The sequence below is a fragment of the Falsiroseomonas sp. genome (assembly GCF_030695085.1).
GTDB lineage: Bacteria > Pseudomonadota > Alphaproteobacteria > Acetobacterales > Acetobacteraceae > Falsiroseomonas.
Genome location: NZ_JAUYTS010000163.1, coordinates 1 through 19503, shown reverse-complemented (window position 1 = coordinate 19503; position 19503 = coordinate 1). Strand labels below are relative to the sequence as shown.

Genomic DNA, 19503 nt, shown 5'->3' with positions numbered 1-19503 from the left:
CAGGAAATGGGCATCCGCACCGTCGCCGTGCACTCCACCGCGGACAATACCGCGATGCATGTGCGGCTGGCGGATGAGAGCGTCTGCATCGGCCCGCCCTCGGCCCGCGACAGCTACCTGAACATGGCGGCGATTCTCTCGGCTGCGGCGATTACCGGGGCGGAGGCGATCCACCCCGGCTACGGCTTCCTCTCCGAGAACGCCAATTTCGCCGAGATGGTGGAAGCGCACGGCCTGGCCTTCATCGGCCCGACGGCCGCCCATATCCGCATGATGGGCGACAAGATCGCGGCCAAGGACGCCATGCGCTCGCTCGGCGTGCCGCTGGTGCCCGGCTCCGCCGGCGCGCTGGACAGCTTCGAGGAAGCTCGCGCGGTGGCCGAGGAGATCCTGTACCCGGTGCTGATCAAGGCCGCCGCCGGTGGTGGCGGGCGCGGCATGAAGGTGGCGCGTTCGGCGGATGAGCTGGAGGAAGCCTGGCGCGTCGCGCGCACGGAATCCAAGGCCGCCTTCGGCGATGACAGCGTCTATATGGAAAAGTATCTGGACCGCCCGCGGCATATCGAGCTGCAGGTCATGGCGGACATGCACGGCAATGTCGTGCATTTCGGCGAGCGCGACTGTTCCCTGCAGCGCCGCCATCAGAAGCTGGTCGAGGAAGCCGGCAGCCCGGTGCTGACGGCGGATGAGCGCGATGCGCTGGGCGCGCAGGTCACCAAGGGCCTGCGCCAGCTCGGCTACCGCAATGCCGGGACGCTGGAGTTCCTGTGGCAGGACGGCCAGTTCGCCTTCATCGAGATGAACACCCGCCTGCAGGTCGAACACCCGGTGACGGAGATGGTCTGCAACGTCGATCTGGTGAAGGAACAGCTTCGCGTCGCCGCTGGCGAGAAGCTCGGCTACACCCAGGACGAGATCCGCTTCTCCGGCCACGCCATCGAATGCCGCATCACGGCGGAAGACCCGGACACCTTCGTGCCGAACCCTGGCCGGGTGGACATGTACCACGCCCCGGGCGGGCTCGGCGTGCGGGTCGATAGCGCGTTGTATTCCGGCTACACCGTGCCACCGAACTACGACAGCCTGGTGGCCAAGCTGGTGGTGCATGGCCAGACGCGGGCCGAAGCGATCGCGCGCCTGAAGCGGGCGCTGGCGGAGATGGTGATCTCCGGCATCAAGACCACGCTGCCGCTGCACCAGCGGATCGTGGCCGACCCCGAATTCCAGTCCGGCGACTACACCATCCATTGGCTGGAGAAGTTCGTCGCGCGCCAGGGCGGCAACCAGGACTAGCCACGTTTCCTGACATGCGGTGAAACAGGCTGCCCTCGCGATGCCGCAGTGAATGCCGCATATTGCGGGGGTGAGCAGACGCCAGTTCGAAATCACCCCCGACCTGATGCTCCGCGCCTACCGGGCGGGGCTGTTCCCCATGGCCGAGACGCGGCGGGGCGACCGGCTGTACTGGCTGGACCCGGAGCAGCGCGGCGTATTGCCGCTGGACCGCTTCCACCTGCCGCGCCGGCTGCGCCGCACCGTGCTGTCCGGCGCCTATACCATCACCACCAACCAGGACTTCCACGGCGTCATCTCCGCCTGCGCCGCCCCCGGTGAGGGGCGGGAGGATACCTGGATCAACCCGGAGATCGAGCGTCTGTTCGGCGCCCTGCACCGCATGGGCCACGCCCATTCGGTGGAGGCCTGGCTGCCGGGCGAAGGCGGGCCGCAGCTCGCCGGCGGGCTATATGGCGTGGCGCTCGGCGGCGCCTTCTTCGGGGAGAGCATGTTCAGCCGCGCGCGCGATGCCTCCAAGGTCGCGCTGGTGCATCTGGTCGCACGGCTGCGGCTGTTCGGCTTCACCCTGCTGGACGCGCAGTTCCAGACCGCCCACCTGGCGCAGTTCGGCTGCCGGGAAGTGCCGCGCCAGGCCTATAAGCGGCTGCTGTCGGAAGCGGTGGAGGAACAGGGTGTCTGGCAGGACGCCGTGGCGCCGGAGGCGGTGATGGTGGAGATCCACCGCCTGGGCCAATTGTCCCACGCGCCAGGCGATACCGCCTGACCTGAGACGGCTTACGGCTGCGCCTGGCACTCCAGGATGCGGATGTCATAGACCGGGTGCAGCAGCATGTTCACGCCGGGCGCCTCGGCGAACATCCAGCCGCGGAACACCGGGTTCTGCTCCGCCGGCAGACGGCTGTCGCTGATCTCCATCCAGGCCGCGGCATCCGGCACCTCATCCGGCGGGCGGCCATGGCAGGCGCGGACGGTGATGGTCAGGCTGCCGAAACGCTCCGGCTGGTTCAGCGCGGCGCGTAGCACGGTGATGCGCGCGGTCACCTTGTCCAGCGCCTGCAGCACGGCAAGCCGGCGCGGCTGCCATTCCTGGGCGAGGGCCGGTGTGGCGAACAGCAGGAAGGCCAGGATCATGCCGGCGGCCCGGCCGAAGCACCCGCGGCGGCCCCGTACCACAGCCGTTGAAGATGGGCGCATCAGGGCCGCTTCGGGCTTGGCAAGGCGGCCACCAGATCGGCCAGCACCTGCCGCATCGCGGCCTCATCCACCCCCATCAGCACGGCATCCTCGAAGGCGTCGCGCAGCACCTGGGCGGCTTCGCGGTGGTTCTCGGCCAGCACCTTCAGCTTCTCCCGGCAGGATAGTGGCGCGCCATCCGGGCCGGGCCAAATCGCCGGCGGCTCCAGGCTCATGGCTGGGCAGGAGTGCCGAGGCTCGGCAGGGTGGGTTCGGCCGCGCCGCGGTTGGTCGCGGCGGAGGGGGCCTCGGTCATCGAGAAGATGAACCGGCCCAGCAGGCTTTCCAGGCTGATGGCGGATTGGGTGATGGTGATCTCCCCGCCATTGGCCAGGATGCGGTCCGACCCGCCGGGCACGAGCGAGACGAAGCGCCCACCGAGCAGCCCCTCGCTGGCAATCTCAGCGGAGCTGTCGGAGGGGATCTGGAGGCTGCCATCGATCCGCATGGTCAGCACGGCGAGGAAGCTCTGCGGGTCGATCCGCTGATCCACCACGCTGCCGACCTTCACGCCCGCCACGCGCACATCGGCACCGGGCGCCAGCCCATCGATCCGGTCGAACTTCGCGGACAAGGTCACGCCGGGGCCGGAGAAGCCGCTGCGACCGCTGTTGTTCAGCGCGTAGAACAGGAAGCCGGCGGTCACCAGCAGGACCAGGGCGCCAGCCATGACCTCGGAGAAGGAACGACCCTTCATGGATGCGAAATCCGGTTCAGGCGGTTCATCAGGATCCCGGGGTCCAGGCTTCGTAATCGCCGGTCGTCACCTGACGGCGGCCGCCGGAATAATCATGGCCAGCGGGGTGCCAGGCCAGCGCGGTGCCGGTCGGGTTCGGACGATGCTCGGCGATCCAGGGATAGCGCTTTTCCTCCGACATCGCGGTGGCGGCGGTGTGGTGCAGCCAGCCATGCCATTCCGGAGGGACGGAGGTCGGGTCCGGGGCGCCGGCGAACATCACCCAACGGCGCTTGCGGCCGTATTGCAAATAGTCCCGCCGGGACTCGTAGTAGGTGTTGCCGAAGCGATCCGTACCGATCTTGCGACCGGACAGGGCGGTGGTCAGGCGCATCATCAGCGACATGTGCGGTCCTTGGTCTTGGCCTGGGAGAAGGCCGCCCCGGCATGTGCAGGGGATGGCAGTTTCGCACAACCGGCCCGGCCACGCAAAACCCCATGTTGTCCACAGGATGTTGCGTGTTGCGGCACATTCGCCCACCAGATACGGCTTCCGCCGGGCCACCAGGGCCTCTAGGCTCCGGCCATGACAATACGCGCCGGAACGCTGTGGGATCAGGTTGGGCTGTGGCGCGTGCGCGCCGCGCCGGACCCCGATGCCGCCCCCCGCCCGATCGCCCTGCCCGTCGCCTGGGATGAACAGGCGGCGGAGGCACTGGCCGCGCTGGCCCCGGGCAGTGGCCCGGTGGTGTTCCCGAAGCTGGCGGAAGGCTGGATCAGCCGCCTGGCGCTGCGCGGGCGCGAACTCGGCGTACTGGCCGATGCGGCGGCGCAGGACGGCTTCGCCCATGCGTTACGCGCCCTGCTGCTGGCCCGGCGCGGCGCGCCGGGTGCCGCGATCTGGCGCGGCGAGGCTCGGGGCGGCGCCCGCTTCGTGCTGAACCTGCCCGCGTTCCTGGATGCCGAGGGTGGCTTCGATGCCCCGGGCTACGCCGCCGCCGTGGCGCTGGCGGTGCGGGCGCTGGATATCTGGACCGGTGCCAAGGCGCCGCGGCTGTGCGTCGGCTTCGCCGATCTCGCCGGGCTGCTGGCCAGCCTCGGCCTGCGCTACGGCAGCGCGGAGGCGCGCGCCGTGGGGGCTGCCATCGCCGCCCTGACGCGTGGCGCGGCCGAGGCCGAATCGGGCCGGCTGGCGGAGCTGCTTGGCGCCCGCGAACCGCTGGCGTTGTTCGCGCCGCCGCCGCCCGGCGCCACGGTGGTGCCCGGCCTGGCCGAGGCCGCGCGCGCGGCGCTGCATGAAGCCGCCGCCAGCCTGGGGCTTCGGCACCAGGCGCTGGTGGCGCTGGCCATGCCCGATGCTGTCGAAGCCCTGCTCGGTGCGGAAACCGGCGGCCTCGCCCCCGCCCCTGGCGCCACCCGCCTGGCGCTGGACCAGCATGGCTGGGTGGCGGAGGTGCCGAGCCGTGCCGCGCTGCGCATCGGCCGCGCGGCGGCGGAGACGCTGCTCGCCCCGGTGCCGGATACGGAGTGGCGCGCCATGGCGCAGGCCGCCGCGCCTTTCCTGCACCTGTCGCCGCCCATGCCGGTGGCGGAAGCCGCACCCGCCCGCGCTGCGCCGCCGCTGCCGGACCGTGTGGCAACCCAGCCGCTGCGTCCCTCCGGCTCCGTTTGGCGGGTCTCGGTGGGCGGGCACAAGGTGGTGCTGCGGACGGCGGAGGACCAGCAGGGAAGGCTCTCCGAGGTCACCATCGCCCTCACCAAGGAATCCGCCGCCTATCGCAGCCTGATGGATGCGATGCTGCAGGCGGTCTCGATCGGGCTGGCCTCCGGCGTGAAGCTCGACAGCTTCATCGAGGCCTATGCCTATACCCGCTTCGGCCCGGCCGGCGCGGTGGAGGGCGACCCCGCCATTCGCCGTGCGACATCGGTGCTGGACTGGGCCTTCCGCCGGCTCGCGCTGGATTATCTCGGCCGGCGCGACCTCGGCGATCCGTCCGAGGAGGATTGCGCGCCGGATGCGACGGGCCATGCGGCGGAACAGCTTCCCCTGCTGCCGATGGACCTGCCCTCCGCCCCATCGCCGCGCGTGCGGCGGCGGCAGTTGAAGCTGGTGGGGTAGAGGGGGCGCAGTCGACGCTCCCACCCTGACCCTCCCCCGCAGGCGGGGGAGGGACGCGCCATATTCTCCCTCCCCTGCGCAGCGGGGCAGGGACGGGGTGGGGGCATCGGCCCACGCGACCCTGGCTTTAGAAAAAGGACCCCTCCATGCCCGGCACCGTTGACGCCAACCTCGCAAAACTCGGCATCACCCTGCCGCAGGCGCCCGCGCCGGTGGCGAACTACATCGGCTTCAACCAGGTGGGGAACCTGCTGGTCGTCTCCGGCCAGATCCCGCTGGTGGAGGGCAAGATCAGCACCACCGGCAAGCTTGGCGCGGGGGTTTCCATTGAGGAGGGGCAGGCCGCCGCGCGGACCTGCTTCATCAATCTGGTGGCGCAGGTGAAGGCGGCGGTGGGGGATCTGGACCGGGTGAAGCGCGTGGTGCGCCTCGGCGGCTTCATCGCCTGCGGGCCGGATTTCACGCAGCATGCGCTGGTGATGAATGGCGCCTCCGACCTGGCGGTGGCGGTGTTCGGCGAGGCCGGGCGGCATGCGCGCAGCACCATCGGCGTCCCCTCCCTGCCCGGCGATGCCGCGGTGGAAGTCGAAGGCATGTTCGAGATCGCCTGAGAGGCTGATGCTCGGCCTCGGCCCTTTCAAAGGAGTTGTGGCATTGCGGCAGCCGGCATTGCCCCGCGGCGGGCACGCCCAACCTTGAGCGGCATGCCCGAACTCAGCCTGTCCCTGCACCGCGCCATCGCGGAAATCCCGCCGCTGGAGTGGGATGCCTGCGCCGGTGACGCAAACCCCTTCGTCAGCCACGCCTTCCTGCTGGCGCTGGAGGAATCCGGCAGCACCGGCGGGCGCAGTGGCTGGCTGCCGCAGCATGCCGCGCTGCGCGACGAGGCCGGAAAGCTGCTGGCCTGCGCACCCTGCTATGCCAAGGCGCATTCCCAGGGCGAATACGTCTTCGACCATGGCTGGGCCGATGCCTATGAGCGGGCCGGCGGCCGCTACTACCCGAAGTTGCAGGTGGCAGCGCCGTTCAGCCCGGTGCCCGGGAAGCGGCTGCTGGTGCGGCCGGATGCGAACATCGGCGTGGAAGCCCTGGCGCAGGGGCTGGTGCAGGCCTGCGGACAGCTCGACCTGTCCTCCGTCCACTGCACCTTCTGCACGCCCGAGGAATGGGAGGCGCTGGGCGCGGCCGGCTGGCTGCAACGCATCGGCACGCAATTCCACTGGTCCAATGCGGGCTATGCGAGTTTCGAGGATTTCCTCGCCGCCCTGTCCAGCCGCAAGCGCAAGCAGATCAAGCGCGAGCGCCGCGATGCCGAGCAATCCGGCTTCGTGCTGAAGACGCTGCGCGGCCATGAGATCACGCCCCGGCACTGGGAAGCGTTTCACCGCTTCTACGTCTCGACCTCCGACAAGAAATGGGGCCGCAGCGCCTATCTGAAGAAGTCCTTCTGGCCGCTGCTGGGTGAGCGGCTGGGCGACAAGGTCGTGCTGATGGTGGCCGAACAGGACGGCGAACCGGTGGCCGGCGCGCTGAACCTGCTGGGGGCGGATGCGCTGTATGGCCGCAACTGGGGGTGCCTGGTGGAGGCGCCCTTCCTGCATTTCGAGCTGTGCTACTACCGCGCCATCGACTTCGCCATCGAGCACAAGCTGCCCCGCGTCGAGGCTGGCGCGCAGGGCGAGCACAAGATCCAGCGCGGCTACCTGCCGGTGCCGACCTACTCCGCGCATTGGATCCAGCACCCCGGCCTGCGCCGCGCCATTGCCGATTTCCTCGACCGGGAGCGGCCGGCGATGCTGGCGGAGATCGAGGCGCTGGCCGAAATGTCGCCCTTCAAGCGGGAGGCCGAGGGGTAGCGTGCTGACGGCCTACGCGCAGCTCGCCGCCTCCATGGCGCTGGTCGGCGCCAATGTTGGCGTGGCGAAGCTGCTCGCGGCCAGCCTGCCCATCCCGATGATCGCCGGGCTGCGCTGCGCGCTGGCGGTGCTGGTGCTGTGGCCGCTGGCACGCGCCATGGAAGGCGGCGTGCGGCCCGACCGGCGAACCCTGTGGAACCTGGCCTGGCAGGCGGCCTTCGGCACGGTGATCTACAATGCCGGGCTGCTCGCCGGGCTGCGGCTGACCACGGCGCTGGAGGCGGGGCTGGTGCTGGCCACCCTGCCCGCGGTGGTCGCCATCGGCAGCGCGGTGTGGCTGCGCGAGGTTCTGCCGCCGCGGCAATGGGCAGCGGTGGCGCTGGCGGCTTTCGGCATGGGCGCGATCACCCTGGCCCGCACCGGGGCGGAGGGTGCCGGCAACATGCTCGGCAATCTGCTGGTCTTCGGCGGGGTTTGCGGGGAGGCGATGTATGTGCTGCTGGCCAAGCGTATCGCCGGCCGCGTGCCTGTGGTGACGGCCAGCCTGTGGATGCAGGGCTTTTCCGTGCTGCTGCTGCTGCCCTTCTGCCTGCCGGTGCTGGGCAGCGTGGCAGCCTTGGCGGCACCAGATGTGGCGCTGCTGCTGGTGTTCCACAGCCTGACCACCAGCGTGATCTGCCTGCTGCTGTGGTACGCCGGCATGAAGCGCGCACCGGCCGGCATCGCGGGCATCTTCACGGCGTTTCTGCCGGCGACGGCGGCGCTGGTGGCGGTGGGGTTCCTGGGCGAGGAATTCTCCGCGGTGCATGGCGCGGGCTTCGTGCTGCTGACGGCGAGCATGTTGCTGGCCACCTGGCCAGGACGGAGGCGAAACGGTTAGGCTGGCGCGATGCGCGCCTGGTTCGCCTGTACCGGTTCCGAATTGCTGGCGATGACGCCGGAGGCCGTAGCCAATTCCCTGGCCGCCAGCCAAATGTCGCGCCGCCTGTCCAGCGAGCCCGCCCAGCTCCGCGCCTGGCAGGACCAGGTGCGGCTGTTGCAGGATTGCGTGCGCCATTGCGATGGCTACGCCTGGACCCTGGCGCTGGAATTCGACCTGCTGCGGCTGGAGAAGCGCATCGACGCGGTGCTGCTGACCGTCAGCGCGATCCTGGTGCTGGAGTTCAAGATCGGCGCCCAGGCGATCAGCAACGCGGATCGTGCCCAGGTCTCCGACTACGCCGAGGATCTGCGCGACTTCCACGCGGGCAGCCGGCACCACCCGATCCAGCCCATCCTGGTCGCCACCACCTGCGCCAGCCCCGCCACCCCGCAGATCCCGCTGCCCATCCCCGGCGTGCTGCCGGTGGCGGAGGCCAATGCCGAGACGCTGCCCGGCCTGCTCGTCACGCTGTGCGACGCCCTGCCCGGCCCGAAGCTGGATGGCCGCGCCTGGCTCGCCGCGCCCTACCAGCCCGTGCCGAGCATCATCGAGGCCGCCGCCACCCTGTTCGCCCGCAACAGCGTCGCGGAGATCGCCGCCGCCCGGGCCGATAGGGCCAACCTCACCCGCACCACCGCGGCGATCGAGGCGGCGCTGGACGTGGCGGCGGCGGAGGGCACGCGGGTGGTGGTGTTCGTCACGGGGATACCGGGCGCCGGCAAGACGCTGTGCGGGCTGAACGTGGTGTTCGGCGAGAGGCGCCGCGCCGGCAGCGCCTTCCTCACCGGCAACAGCCCGCTCGTCGCCGTGCTGCGGGAAGCCCTGGCCTGCAACCGGGCCGGAATCGACCTGGCGCGCGGCCCGAGCGCGGATCCGGAGCGCCGGCGCCGCGGCCCGCTTCTGCGCAAGGCGCGGCACGAGGCGGAGGCGGCGTTGCAGAATGTCCACCGTTTCCTCGCCGACAATGCCAACCGCCCGGCGCCGCCCGCGGAGCGCGTGATCATCTTCGACGAGGCGCAGCGCGCCTGGGACGCGGCGCAGGCAATGCGCGACACGCAGCGCCGCGTCAGCAGCCTGCGGATGAGCGAACCCGCCCATGCGCTGGAGATCATGGGCCGTCATGAGGGCTTCGCCGCCATCGTCGCGCTGATCGGCAATGGGCAGGAGATCAACACCGGCGAGGCGGGGCTGCGCGAATGGGGCGCGGTAATCGCCGCCACCCCCGGCTGGCGCGCCGTGGCCGCCCCGCGCGTGCTGGACGCCGCCGAGCCGGCGCAGCGCCTGGCGGAGGGTCCGGCCGACTGGCTGCGGCTGGACCCAGATCTCGACCTCACCGTCTCGCTGCGCAGCGTGCGGTCGGAGGCCGCGGCGGCCTGGGTGGATGCCGTGCTGCGCGGCGCGGTGGCGGAAGCGCGCGCGGCGGCGGCCAACGCGCCGGAGGGGTTGCCCTTCCTGCTGACCCGGTCGCTGGCGGATGCGCGCGGCGCCCTGCGCCACCTCACGCCCGGCCTGCGGCGGTCCGGCATGGTGCGGTCCTCCGGCGCCAGGCGGCTGCGGGCCGAGGGGTTTGATGCGCAACTCGTCGGTACGGAGGAGCCTGTCGCCTGGTTCCTGGAACGCTGGCCGGACATCCGCGCCTCGGACGCGCTGGAAGTCGCGGCCACCGAATATGCCTGCCAGGGGCTGGAGCTGGATACGGTCGGCCTCGCCTGGGGCGGGGATTTCCGGCGCGTGGCGGGGCAATGGCAGGCGCGGCGCTTCGCCGGGGCCGGCTGGCAGGTGGTGCGCAACCCGGTCGAGGCCGAATTCATCCGCAACACCTACCGCGTGCTGCTGACCCGCGCGCGCTACGAGACAGTCATCTGGGTGCCGCGCGGCAGCCCGCGCGACGACCCGTTCCACGACCCGACCCGCGATGCGGTGGAGATGGACGCGATCGCCGATTTCCTCACCGCCTGCGGCGCCCGCCCGCTACCCGAGCCTGCCCCCGCCCCACAGGACACCGCCCCCGCCCTGCTGCTATAGCGCCCACCATGCGCCGTATCCTGATCCTGCTGTTCCTGCTGCTCGCCGTCCCGGCCGCGGCGGCGGAGCTCAAGCTCGCCACCTGGAACATCGCCTGGCTGACCCTTAAGCCGACCGGTCACCCCGGCCTGCCGCGCAATGTCGAGGCCCGCACGCCGGCGGATTTTCAGCTGCTGCGCGCCTACGCCAACCGCCTCGCGGCCGATGTGGTGGCGTTGCAGGAGATTGATGGGGAGGAGGCCGCCGCGCGGATTTTCGACCCCGCCCATTGGACCATCCACCTGACCGATGAGGCCGATATCCAGCGCCCCGGCTTCGCCATCCGCCGCACCCTGCGCGTCACGCCGCAGCCCGATCTGCGCGCGCTGGATCTGCACCCGCGCGCCCGCTTCAGCCTGCGCCGCGGCGCCGACATCCTGGTCGAAGCGCCCGGCGGCGCCCGGTTGCGGCTGCTATCCGTGCATCTTGATGCCGGCTGCCGGCAGGATCCCTTCGGCGGCGACTCCAGCCGCGATTGCCAGCAACTGGAACGCCAGGCGCGCATCCTGGCCCAATGGGCCGCGGCGCGGGCGCGGGAGGGGGTGGGCTTCGCCATCCTCGGCGACTTCAACCGGCGGATGACCGACTCCGACGACTTCCTGACCATCCTGGAGGAAGCGGCCCCGCTGGCGCGCCCGACACGAGGCCTGTCTTCCCCCTGCTGGGCGGATAGCCGCGGCGGGCGGCCCTTTGTCAGCCATTTCCTGCTGGGGGGCGAGGCGCGGGACTGGCTGGTGCCGGACAGCCTGGCGGTGATGGTCTATGCCGAACGGGCGCGGCGCTACCGGCAAACCCTGTCGGACCATTGCCCGATGAGTATCCGCCTGAACCTCCCCTGATCCGCGCGACCGTGCCAGGATGGGCGGCATGCGCCAGTTTGCCCGGATCACGCTTCCCCTCGCCGGGCTGAACTTCGTCAACCAGGCGTCCCGCACCATGATCGCGACCCTCGGGCCGCTGCTGGCGCTGGAATTCGCGCTATCGGCGAGCGAGCTTGGGCTGCTGGCGGCGATGTTCTTCGCAGCCTATGCGGCGGCGCAGCTGCCGGTGGGGCTCGCGATCGATCTGTGGGGCTCGCGCCGGGTGCAGACGGTGCTGGGGCTGGTCGCGGCGCTGGGCTTTGCCATCTGCGCGCTGGCCACCGGCCCCTATGGCCTGGCCTTCGGGCGGGTGGTGACGGGGGTCGGCATCTCGGCCGGGCTGATCGCCATGCTGAAGGTCAACACCCAATGGTACCCGCGGGACCGGGTGGCGGGCATGACAGGGCTGGGCGTGCTGGTCGGCTCGCTCGGCAGCATCGCGGCGACGGTGCCGGTGGCGCTGCTGGTGCCGGAGATCGGCTGGCGCGGCGTGTTCTGGGTGCTGGCGCTGATGTCGGTGGGGGTTGCCGGCTGGATCTGGGCCTCGGTGCCCGAACGCGGGCCGGGGGCCGCGCCGCCGCCGCGCCGGGCGCTGGGCGCGGAGGTGGCGGAATTCGGCCGCATCTTCCGCCACCCCACCTTCCGGCGCTTCGCGCCTTCCGTCGCGCTGCTTTCGGCGATGAACTTCACCTATCAGGGCCTCTGGGCCGGACCGTGGCTGCGCGATGTGGCAGGGCTCGGGGATGCGCCGCGCGCCCTGCTGCTGCTGTGCTATGCGGGCGGGCTGATGGCGGGCAGCGTCGGCACCGGCCAGGCGGCATCCCTGCTGCAACAGCGCGGCGGCCACCCGATGCTGGTGCCCTGGGCCGCCATGGCGGGAATCGCGGCGATGCAATTGCTGCTGATCGCGCAGCCGGTCGGCAACCTCGTGGTGCTCGGCGCGATCTGGTTCCTGTTCGCCCTGTTCAGCGCCGCGGGTCCGGCCGGCTATGCCGCGATCGGCCAGCGTTTCAGCGCGGAACTGGCCGGGCGGGTAGCGACCGCCATCAACGTGACCATGCTGGTGCTAGTGTTCCTGCTGCAGAACGCCATCGGCTGGATCCTGGATCTGTGGCCGCGCACGGAATCGGGCGGCTGGAATGCCGCGGGCTATGGCTGGGCGCTGGCGATGACCCTGGCCTTGCAGGTGGCGGCGGCGTTGCGGATGCTGCGGCCGGAAAAGGTATAAGGACTTCGATGGAAGATCGGATCGAGTCGGTATTGTCCCGCTTCCGGGTGGAGAAGGGCGCGGGCTTCCGCCTGAAGGACCACAAGCCTGACGACACCGCAGGCCTGTCGATGAAGAAGTCCGAAGCCTCCGCCCTGTTGAAGCGGGGGGTGGATATCCTGGCGACGCAGCAGGACATGCTCTACGCGCAGGATCGCTGGTCGGTGCTCTGTATCTTCCAGGCGATGGATGCGGCGGGGAAGGACGGTGCCATCAAGCATGTCTTCTCCGGCGTGAATCCGCAGGGCTGCCATGTGGTGTCCTTCAAGGCCCCCAACACGATCGAGCTGGACCACGACTTCCTGTGGCGCCACGCCAAGGCGCTGCCGGCCCGGGGCCAGATCGGCATCCATAACCGGTCCTGGTACGAGGAAGTGCTGGTGGCGCGAATCCACCCCGCCATCCTGGAGTCCCAGAAGCTGCCGCCCCGCCTGCTGACGGAGCGTATCTGGCAGGACCGGCTGGAGGATATCGCGGCCTATGAACGCTATCTCGGCCGGCAGGGCGTGGTGGTGCTGAAGTTCTTCCTGAACATCAGCCCCGAGGAACAGCGCCTGCGCTTCCTCAAGCGAATCGAGGAGCCGGAGAAGAACTGGAAGTTCAGCACCCGTGACGTGGCCGAGCGCCGCCACTGGGACGACTACCAGGCGGCCTATCAGGAAGCGATCCGCGCCACCGCCACGCCGGGCGCGCCCTGGTATGTGGTGCCGGCGGACCGCAAATGGTTCACCCGGCTGGTCGTCGCCGCCGCCATCGCCCGGACGCTGGAATCGCTCGACCTGCACTACCCGGTGGTGACGGAGGAACAGAAGCGCGCCCTGGTGCAGGCGGCCGAGGAGTTGGGCGCCTGATCAGGCGGCGCGCCCTGCCGCTCGCGCTGGTCGCAGCCGGGTGCTCGCCGCATGAGGTCGCCAATCTGGCGACGCCGCGGCGCGGGACCATGCTGCTGCAGGGGCTGCGCTACGGCCCCCTGCCCCGGCACCAGCTCGACCTGACGCTGCCACCGATGCCGGTGGCGGAAACACCGCTGGTGGTGTTCATCCATGGTGGCGGGTGGGAAGAAGGCAGCCGCGGCCAATACGCCTTCGTCGCCCGGCGCCTGGCCGCGCTGGGGATGGCGGTGGCGGTGCCGGACTATCGGCTGTGGCCGCAGGCGCGCTGGCCGGATTTCATCGAGGATGCAGCGCTGGCCGTGGCCTGGCTGCACAGCGCGCCGGACCTGCCGCGCGGGCCGCTATTCGTCATGGGCCACTCCGCCGGCGGCTTCATCGCGGCCGCGCTGGCGCTGGACCCGCGCTGGCTGGCCGCGGCAGGGGTGCCAGGCGCGCGCGGGGCGCTCGCCGGCGGCATCCTGCTGGCCGCGCCGATTTCGTGGCAGCCGACGGATGAGCCGGTGGTGAGCATCTTTGCCGGCGCCCCCGACGGCCGTATCGAGGCAGCGCCCGACCCGGCGACGCTGGCCGGCGCGCCGCCCATGCTGCTGCTGCATGGGGAGGCCGATACCATCGTCGGCGCGCTGCATTCCCGGCTTCTGGCCACCGCGCTGCGGGCCAATGGGCGGCCGGTGCGGTTGCGGCTTTATGAGGGTGTCGGCCACATCGGCATCATGACCGGCTTCGTGCCCGGCGCCGGTCTGCTGGGGCTGAATACGGCGCCGGTGGTGGCGGAAGTGCGGGATTTCGTGCGGCAGGTGGCGGCGTAGCGCTACCCCTCGCCCGCGCCATCCATCGCATCCAGCACATGCAGCGAATAGGTCAGCGCCGCGCCGGCATTCAGCGCGATGGCGACACCGAGCGCCTCCGCGATCTCCGCCTTGGTTGCACCGGCGGCCTTCGCCTTGCGGGCATGGGCGTCGATGCAGCCCTGGCAGCGGGTGGTGACGGCAACGGCCAGGGCGATGAATTCGCGGGTCTTGGCGTCGATGTGGGTGGTGTTGGAAGCGCCGCGGTTCAGGGCCATGAAGCCCTTCATCACCTCCGGATGCAGCGCGCCTAGTTCCCTGCCGCGGTCCCGCAGCCCGGCGCTGTAGCCATCCCAATCCTCAATCCGCGTATCCGTCGTCATCACCCATGTCCCCCTGAAAAACGAAAGGCGTCCCTCCTCGCGGAGAGACACCTTCCCAACTTCGACCGCGGCAGCGTCGCAAAAATTATTCGGCGGTTTCGGGTTCTTTCTCGGCCTCGCCATCGCCGCTGTCTTCCGGCTTCGGAAGGGCCGGCGGCGCGGCTTCGAGGTAGTCGAAGACCAGCGTGCCGTCCTTGAGACCCACCTTGACCGAACCACCCTTCACCAGCTTGCCGAACAGCAATTCTTCCGCCAGCGGCTTCTTCACCACTTCCTGGATCACGCGGCCCAGCGGGCGCGCGCCATACAGCGGGTCGTAGCCGCGTTCGGAGAGCCATTCGCGCGCGGCCGAGGACAGCTCGATCGTCACGTTGCGATCGGCGAGCTGAGCCTCGAGCTGCATGATGAACTTGTCCACCACGCGGGCCACGATTTCCGGCGACAGGCCGGCGAAGCCGATCACCGCATCCAGCCGGTTGCGGAATTCCGGCGTGAACAGCCGCTTGATGGCGTCCTCGTCCTCCCCGGTGCGCTTGTCGCGCCCGAAGCCGATGCTGTTCTTCGCCATGTCGGAGGCGCCGGCATTGGTGGTCATGATCAGGATGACGTTGCGGAAATCGACGGTCTTGCCGTTGTGGTCCGTCAGCTTCCCATGGTCCATCACCTGCAACAGGATGTTGTACAGGTCCTGGTGCGCCTTCTCGATCTCATCGAGCAGCAGCACGCAATGCGGGTGCTGGTCGATGCCATCGGTCAGCAGGCCGCCCTGGTCGAAGCCGACATAGCCGGGCGGTGCGCCGATCAGGCGGCTGACGCTGTGGCGCTCCATGTATTCCGACATGTCGAAGCGGATCAGCTCGATGCCCAGGGTTTTCGCCAATTGCTTGGCGACCTCGGTCTTGCCGACGCCGGTCGGGCCACTGAACAGGTAGTTGCCGATCGGCTTCTCCGCATCGCGCAGCCCGGCGCGGGAAAGCTTGATGGCGGCGGAGAGGGCATCGATCGCCTTGTCCTGGCCGAACACCATGCCCTTCAGGTCGCGCTCCAGGTTCCGGAGGGTCTCCTTGTCGTCCGAGCTGACGGATTTCGGCGGGATGCGGGCGATCTTGGCGACGATCTCCTCGACATCCTTCAGCGTCACCGTCTTCCGGCGCTTATTCTCCGGCTGCAGCATGCGCGAGGCGCCGACCTCGTCGATCACGTCGATCGCCTTGTCCGGCAGCTTCCGGTCATGGATGTACTTGGCCGACAGCTCCACCGCGGCACGGATGGCTTCCGGGGTGTAGCGGACCTTGTGGTGCTTCTCGTAGTTCGTCTTCAGGCCCTGGAGGATCTTGATGGCGTCTTCCAGGTTCGGCTCGTTCACGTCGATCTTCTGGAAGCGCCGGACCAGGGCGCGGTCCTTCTCGAAATGCTGCCGGTATTCCTTGTAGGTGGTGGAGCCCACGCAGCGCAGCGTGCCCTGCGCGAGCGCCGGCTTCAGCAGGTTGGAGGCATCCATCGCCCCGCCGCTGGTGGCCCCGGCGCCGATCACGGTGTGGATCTCATCGATGAACAGGATTGAGCCGGGCTGCTGCTCCAGCTCGTTCACCACGGCCTTCAGCCGCTCCTCGAAATCGCCACGATAGCGGGTGCCGGCGAGCAGGCTGCCCATGTCCAGCGCGTAGATGGTGGACTTGGCCAGGACCTCCGGAACATCCCCTTCGATGATCCGCTTGGCCAGCCCCTCGGCAATGGCCGTCTTACCCACGCCGGGGTCGCCCACATACAGAGGATTATTCTTGGTGCGGCGGCAGAGGATCTGGATGGTGCGCTCGATCTCCGAGTCGCGGCCGATCAGCGGGTCGATCTTGCCGGCCTGCGCCTTCTTATTCAGGTTGACGCAGTAGTTGGACAGCGCGTCCTGCCCGCGCGGAGCATTGCCGCGGCTCGGCTTCTCCTCCTTCTCGGAGGGTTCCTCCGGCGGCTGGGCGCTGCCCTGTACGGGGCGGGAGGTGCTGCGGCCGGGCGCCTTGGCGATGCCGTGGCTGATGTAGTTCACCGCATCCAGCCGGGTCATGTCCTGCAACTGCAGGAAATACACCGCATGGCTTTCGCGTTCGGAGAACAGCGCAACCAGCACATTGGCGCCCGAGACCTCGTCCCGGCCGGAGGATTGCACATGGATGGCGGCGCGCTGCACCACGCGCTGGAAACCGGCGGTGGGCTTGGCGTCCCCGGCGCGGTCTGAAACCAGGCCTGCGAGGTCCTTGTCGAGGAACTCGGCCAGGTCGCGCTTCAGTTTCTCACTATCGACCCCGCAGGCGCGCAGCACGGTGGCGGCGTCCACGTCATCGGCGAGGGCAAGCAGCAAATGTTCGAGTGTCGCATATTCGTGCCGGCGGTCATTGGCGAGGCCGAGGGCGCGGTGGAGCGTCTGCTCGAGGTTGCGGGACAGCATGGTCTGACGCTCCCTATCGGGTGGCCGGGATGCCTGAAGCGGCATCCTGGCACGGGTTGCCCTCAATGTGGTCGCTACCTGCCCAGGGGGCCAGTCCCCCAGGGCACGAACCCTGCCCCATCAAAGTGTAACTGAAGGGCGGTGGGCGCGCTGGCTCATTCTTTTTCGATCGTGCACTGCAAAGGGTGCTGGTTCTGACGGGCCAGGTCCATCACCTGGGTCACCTTCGTCTCCGCCACCTCATAGGTATAGACGCCACAGACGCCGACTCCGCGCCGGTGGACATGCAGCATGATGCGGGTCGCTTCCTCCCGGCTTTTCTGGAAAAAACGTTCCAGCACATGCACGACGAACTCCATCGGCGTGTAGTCGTCGTTCAGCATCAAGACCTTGTACATGGCCGGCTTGCGGGTGCGCGGGCGCGCCTTCACCACAACGCCGGTGTTCGGGCCTTCGGTTCCGTTGCTGCCCTGCCCCGAATTGCCTTGTCCGGGGCGCTTGTCGCTGTCGCTCATGCCTGCCTTAGGTTGCTGTCCGGAATAGGGCCGATCGGTAGGCCGGGTGCCGGCACCTGTTCCCGTCACGATATCGGAGCGCGGGGGCGCACGGGAAGGGCTTGCCGCACTTCTCCGCGCAGAACACCCGATTTGGGTTACCGCAACGCCAAGACCAAGCCCCTTCGGCGGGCCCGGCGCCGATTTCCCTTGAAATGCCGAAGGCCCGCCCGGGCCGCCACGCCGGCCCGGATGGGCGGCGCGACGGCCCGGACGGGCCTCGGGCTCAGATTGCTGGCCCGGCCCTTGCGGGCCGGAGCAGGCTCAGGCGGCGAGCGGCTTGGAGAACTTCTCCACGGCCAGCGTCATGCGGGCGGCCAGCGGCGCGCCGGCCTGCTCGGCCAGGCGATAGGCGGCTTCCTGCAGCTTCGCCGTCTCGGCCATCGTGCGCTCCATGGACGCCTTGGCGAAGGCGGCCTGGATGTCGGCGGCTTCCTTCAGGCTCTTCACGCCGGACAGCGCCTTGGCGCTTTCCATGGCATGCTCGCCCATCGCCTGCGACATGGCGAAATACTGCTTGCTGAGCTCCTGCATGCCGGAGGTCAGGGTCTGCGTCGCGCGGGTCATCGCCTCGAGGTTGCCGCGACCGAATTCGGCGGCCTCCTCGGCGGCCTTGTAGAAGCCCTCGGTCGTCTTCGTCATCTGCTGCATGCCCTGCTCCATCTTCACACGCGCCTGGCTGGCGCCTTCTTCCATCATCTTCTTCGCCGCCGCCGCGCCGGCCTCGGCGCCCTTGGCGGCCTGCGTTGCCGTCTTCGTCGCGTTGTCGGTCGCGGCCTGCGCCGCGGTCTCGACCAGCGCGATGCTGCGCTTCGCTTCGGTCTTGTGTTCTGCCGCCATGTGTCCAGTTCCTTCAGGGTTGCTCGCCGGCGCATGCGCCAGTGCGGGAGCCTGTGACCCGGCTCCGGGGCTAATTGCTGCGGTGCAGCACGACCGCTTTCTAGCGGCCTTCGCGCGCATTCCGCAAGATTTTTTTGCAGTGCAGCATGCGTTTTCAGCAGTCCCATGCGGGTGGAACCGGCTCACGCCATAGCCCGTGCATCGCTGGATGGCGCAACTGTGCCGTCCAAGTGCTTGGGTTAACTCGATGTTCCGCATTCGTCCTTATGGACAGCGGGCACCCGACCTCACTAGCCTGTCCCCAGGTGGCGCACGGGGGGTGGGCCGCCCAGGGGGTTCCGTATCCATGTTCATTCGGCTCAGGCCTCTGGTCGTCCTTGCGGCCAGCCTGTTCGCCGCCATCGCCCCGGCCGCCTTCGCGCCGGCCCAGGCGCAGATCGGCAGCGAACGCTATGCGGCCATCGTGGTGGATCATCGCAACGGCAACATCCTGGTCGCCGCCAATGCGGACGAAACGCGCCATCCGGCGTCGCTGACCAAGATGATGACCCTCTACATGGTGTTCGAGGCGCTGCGCGATGGCCGGCTCTCGCTCGGCTCGGCCCTGCCGATCTCGGAGGAAGCCGCCTCCCGCCCGCCATCGAAGCTCGGCATTCCGGCCGGCGGCAGCGTGACGGTGGAGCAGGGCATCCTGTCCCTGGTCACCCGTTCCGCCAATGACATCGCCGCCGCCTTCGGCGAATTGCTGGCGGGGGATGAGGCACGCTTCGGCCAGGTGATGACCCAGCGCGCGCGGGAGCTGGGCATGACGCGCACCACCTTCCGCAACGCCTCCGGCCTGCCGGACTGGAACCAGGTGACCACGGCGCGGGACATGGTGACGCTCGGCCGCCGCCTGATGCTCGATTTCCCGGATCGCTACCATTATTTCGGCCGCACCGAGGCCGCCTTCCGCGGCCTGCGCCTGCGCAGCCACAACCGCATGCTGACCAGCTATGAGGGCGTGGACGGCATCAAGACCGGCTACATCCGGGCCAGCGGCTTCAACATCGTCACCAGCGCAAGCCGCGATGGCCGGCGCGTGGTCGGCGCGGTGATGGGCGGCAGTTCCTGGGTCGAGCGTGACCAGCACATGACAGCCCTGCTGGACCAGAGCTTCGACCGCATCGGCGTCACGCCGCGCGCCATGGTGCAGGCGCCGCCCGTCATCCTGCGCCAGGCGCAGGCCGCCAGCCGCAGCCCGCGCGCCGCTGCGCAGGCCGTGCCGGCACGCACCGCCGCGCGCCCGGCCGCGACCACCCGTGCCGCGTCC

20 protein-coding genes are annotated in these 19503 nt (G+C 69.6%); 12 read left to right on the top strand and 8 right to left on the bottom strand.

Annotated features, from left to right (window positions below):
- Nucleotides 1-1293, top strand: a 1293-nt coding sequence (gene accC, locus Q8S40_RS18295; protein ID WP_305671529.1) for an acetyl-CoA carboxylase biotin carboxylase subunit, incomplete at its 5' end; no start/stop codon positions are given.
- A 52-nt stretch (nucleotides 1294-1345) separates the two neighbouring features.
- Complete coding sequence (gene aat, locus Q8S40_RS18290; RefSeq protein ID WP_305671528.1) at nucleotides 1346-2059, top strand: leucyl/phenylalanyl-tRNA--protein transferase; 714 nt, start codon at nucleotides 1346-1348, stop codon at nucleotides 2057-2059.
- A gap of 11 nt (nucleotides 2060-2070) precedes the next feature.
- On the opposite strand, the gene Q8S40_RS18285 is transcribed toward aat, so the two are convergent.
- From Q8S40_RS18285 to Q8S40_RS18270, 4 genes are all read right to left on the bottom strand, one after another.
- A complete protein-coding gene (locus tag Q8S40_RS18285; protein ID WP_305671527.1) occupies nucleotides 2071-2427 on the bottom strand; it encodes a DUF2155 domain-containing protein in 357 nt (118 codons plus the stop codon).
- A gap of 62 nt (nucleotides 2428-2489) precedes the next feature.
- On the bottom strand, nucleotides 2490-2705 hold the full coding sequence (locus tag Q8S40_RS18280) for a hypothetical protein (protein WP_304816260.1): 216 nt from the start codon (nucleotides 2703-2705) through the stop codon (nucleotides 2490-2492).
- Entirely contained in the window at nucleotides 2702-3226 is a 525-nt protein-coding gene (gene mlaD / locus Q8S40_RS18275; RefSeq protein WP_305671526.1) for an outer membrane lipid asymmetry maintenance protein MlaD, read from the bottom strand. The genes Q8S40_RS18280 and mlaD overlap by 4 nt, the downstream gene beginning before the upstream one ends.
- Before the next feature lie 28 nt (nucleotides 3227-3254).
- Nucleotides 3255-3611 (bottom strand): NADH:ubiquinone oxidoreductase subunit NDUFA12, encoded by a 357-nt coding sequence (locus Q8S40_RS18270; protein ID WP_305671525.1) that lies wholly within the window; start codon nucleotides 3609-3611, stop codon nucleotides 3255-3257.
- Nucleotides 3612-3791: 180 nt separating this feature from the next.
- Between Q8S40_RS18270 and Q8S40_RS18265 the strand changes: the two genes are divergently transcribed.
- The 9 genes from Q8S40_RS18265 (at nucleotide 3792) to Q8S40_RS18225 (ending at nucleotide 13995) form a co-directional block, all read left to right on the top strand.
- A complete protein-coding gene (locus tag Q8S40_RS18265) occupies nucleotides 3792-5324 on the top strand; it encodes a TSCPD domain-containing protein (protein WP_305671524.1) in 1533 nt (510 codons plus the stop codon).
- Between the two features lie 146 nt (nucleotides 5325-5470).
- Nucleotides 5471-5935: a RidA family protein gene (locus Q8S40_RS18260; protein ID WP_305671523.1), complete on the top strand. Its 465-nt coding sequence runs from the start codon at nucleotides 5471-5473 to the stop codon at nucleotides 5933-5935.
- A gap of 93 nt (nucleotides 5936-6028) precedes the next feature.
- On the top strand, nucleotides 6029-7180 hold the full coding sequence (locus tag Q8S40_RS18255) for a GNAT family N-acetyltransferase (protein WP_305671522.1): 1152 nt from the start codon (nucleotides 6029-6031) through the stop codon (nucleotides 7178-7180).
- 1 nt (nucleotide 7181) lies between these two features.
- Nucleotides 7182-8060 (top strand): DMT family transporter, encoded by an 879-nt coding sequence (locus Q8S40_RS18250; protein ID WP_305671521.1) that lies wholly within the window; start codon nucleotides 7182-7184, stop codon nucleotides 8058-8060.
- A gap of 9 nt (nucleotides 8061-8069) precedes the next feature.
- Nucleotides 8070-10127: a DNA/RNA helicase domain-containing protein gene (locus Q8S40_RS18245; protein WP_305671520.1), complete on the top strand. Its 2058-nt coding sequence runs from the start codon at nucleotides 8070-8072 to the stop codon at nucleotides 10125-10127.
- Between the two features lie 8 nt (nucleotides 10128-10135).
- Complete coding sequence (locus Q8S40_RS18240) at nucleotides 10136-11005, top strand: endonuclease/exonuclease/phosphatase family protein (protein ID WP_305671519.1); 870 nt, start codon at nucleotides 10136-10138, stop codon at nucleotides 11003-11005.
- A 28-nt stretch (nucleotides 11006-11033) separates the two neighbouring features.
- Complete coding sequence (locus Q8S40_RS18235) at nucleotides 11034-12254, top strand: nitrate/nitrite transporter (RefSeq protein WP_305671518.1); 1221 nt, start codon at nucleotides 11034-11036, stop codon at nucleotides 12252-12254.
- An 8-nt stretch (nucleotides 12255-12262) separates the two neighbouring features.
- Nucleotides 12263-13144 (top strand): polyphosphate kinase 2 family protein, encoded by an 882-nt coding sequence (locus Q8S40_RS18230; protein WP_305671517.1) that lies wholly within the window; start codon nucleotides 12263-12265, stop codon nucleotides 13142-13144.
- Between the two features lie 89 nt (nucleotides 13145-13233).
- A complete protein-coding gene (locus tag Q8S40_RS18225) occupies nucleotides 13234-13995 on the top strand; it encodes an alpha/beta hydrolase (protein WP_305671516.1) in 762 nt (253 codons plus the stop codon).
- A gap of 2 nt (nucleotides 13996-13997) precedes the next feature.
- Here Q8S40_RS18225 and Q8S40_RS18220 read toward each other — a convergent pair whose 3' ends face one another.
- The 4 genes from Q8S40_RS18220 to Q8S40_RS18205 all read right to left on the bottom strand — a co-directional run bounded on the left by Q8S40_RS18220 (nucleotide 13998) and on the right by Q8S40_RS18205 (nucleotide 18191).
- Nucleotides 13998-14339, bottom strand: coding sequence for a carboxymuconolactone decarboxylase family protein (locus Q8S40_RS18220; protein ID WP_371136859.1), 342 nt, complete (start codon nucleotides 14337-14339; stop codon nucleotides 13998-14000).
- A 103-nt stretch (nucleotides 14340-14442) separates the two neighbouring features.
- Nucleotides 14443-16797, bottom strand: a complete 2355-nt coding sequence (clpA, locus tag Q8S40_RS18215; protein WP_305671514.1) for an ATP-dependent Clp protease ATP-binding subunit ClpA — start codon at nucleotides 16795-16797, stop codon at nucleotides 14443-14445.
- A gap of 155 nt (nucleotides 16798-16952) precedes the next feature.
- Complete coding sequence (clpS, locus tag Q8S40_RS18210) at nucleotides 16953-17312, bottom strand: ATP-dependent Clp protease adapter ClpS (protein WP_304808526.1); 360 nt, start codon at nucleotides 17310-17312, stop codon at nucleotides 16953-16955.
- A gap of 303 nt (nucleotides 17313-17615) precedes the next feature.
- Entirely contained in the window at nucleotides 17616-18191 is a 576-nt protein-coding gene (locus tag Q8S40_RS18205) for a phasin family protein (RefSeq protein ID WP_305671513.1), read from the bottom strand.
- A 346-nt stretch (nucleotides 18192-18537) separates the two neighbouring features.
- On the opposite strand from Q8S40_RS18205, the gene Q8S40_RS18200 reads away from it, so the two are divergent.
- On the top strand, nucleotides 18538-19503 hold a 966-nt coding region (locus Q8S40_RS18200), incomplete at its 3' end, for a D-alanyl-D-alanine carboxypeptidase family protein (RefSeq protein ID WP_305671512.1).

Coding starts and splice junctions, on each gene's coding strand:
- mlaD (WP_305671526.1), bottom strand. CDS start 3,226: ATGAAGGGTCGTTCCTTCTCCGAGGTCATGGCTGGCGCCCTGGTCCTG.
- Q8S40_RS18270 (WP_305671525.1), bottom strand. CDS start 3,611: ATGTCGCTGATGATGCGCCTGACCACCGCCCTGTCCGGTCGCAAGATC.
- Q8S40_RS18240 (WP_305671519.1), top strand. CDS start 10,136: ATGCGCCGTATCCTGATCCTGCTGTTCCTGCTGCTCGCCGTCCCGGCC.
- Q8S40_RS18280 (WP_304816260.1), bottom strand. CDS start 2,705: ATGAGCCTGGAGCCGCCGGCGATTTGGCCCGGCCCGGATGGCGCGCCA.
- aat (WP_305671528.1), top strand. CDS start 1,346: ATGCCGCATATTGCGGGGGTGAGCAGACGCCAGTTCGAAATCACCCCC.
- Q8S40_RS18260 (WP_305671523.1), top strand. CDS start 5,471: ATGCCCGGCACCGTTGACGCCAACCTCGCAAAACTCGGCATCACCCTG.
- Q8S40_RS18265 (WP_305671524.1), top strand. CDS start 3,792: ATGACAATACGCGCCGGAACGCTGTGGGATCAGGTTGGGCTGTGGCGC.
- Q8S40_RS18205 (WP_305671513.1), bottom strand. CDS start 18,191: ATGGCGGCAGAACACAAGACCGAAGCGAAGCGCAGCATCGCGCTGGTC.
- Q8S40_RS18230 (WP_305671517.1), top strand. CDS start 12,263: ATGGAAGATCGGATCGAGTCGGTATTGTCCCGCTTCCGGGTGGAGAAG.
- Q8S40_RS18235 (WP_305671518.1), top strand. CDS start 11,034: ATGCGCCAGTTTGCCCGGATCACGCTTCCCCTCGCCGGGCTGAACTTC.
- Q8S40_RS18255 (WP_305671522.1), top strand. CDS start 6,029: ATGCCCGAACTCAGCCTGTCCCTGCACCGCGCCATCGCGGAAATCCCG.
- Q8S40_RS18245 (WP_305671520.1), top strand. CDS start 8,070: ATGCGCGCCTGGTTCGCCTGTACCGGTTCCGAATTGCTGGCGATGACG.
- Q8S40_RS18225 (WP_305671516.1), top strand. CDS start 13,234: ATGCTGCTGCAGGGGCTGCGCTACGGCCCCCTGCCCCGGCACCAGCTC.
- Q8S40_RS18285 (WP_305671527.1), bottom strand. CDS start 2,427: ATGATCCTGGCCTTCCTGCTGTTCGCCACACCGGCCCTCGCCCAGGAA.
- clpA (WP_305671514.1), bottom strand. CDS start 16,797: ATGCTGTCCCGCAACCTCGAGCAGACGCTCCACCGCGCCCTCGGCCTC.
- clpS (WP_304808526.1), bottom strand. CDS start 17,312: ATGAGCGACAGCGACAAGCGCCCCGGACAAGGCAATTCGGGGCAGGGC.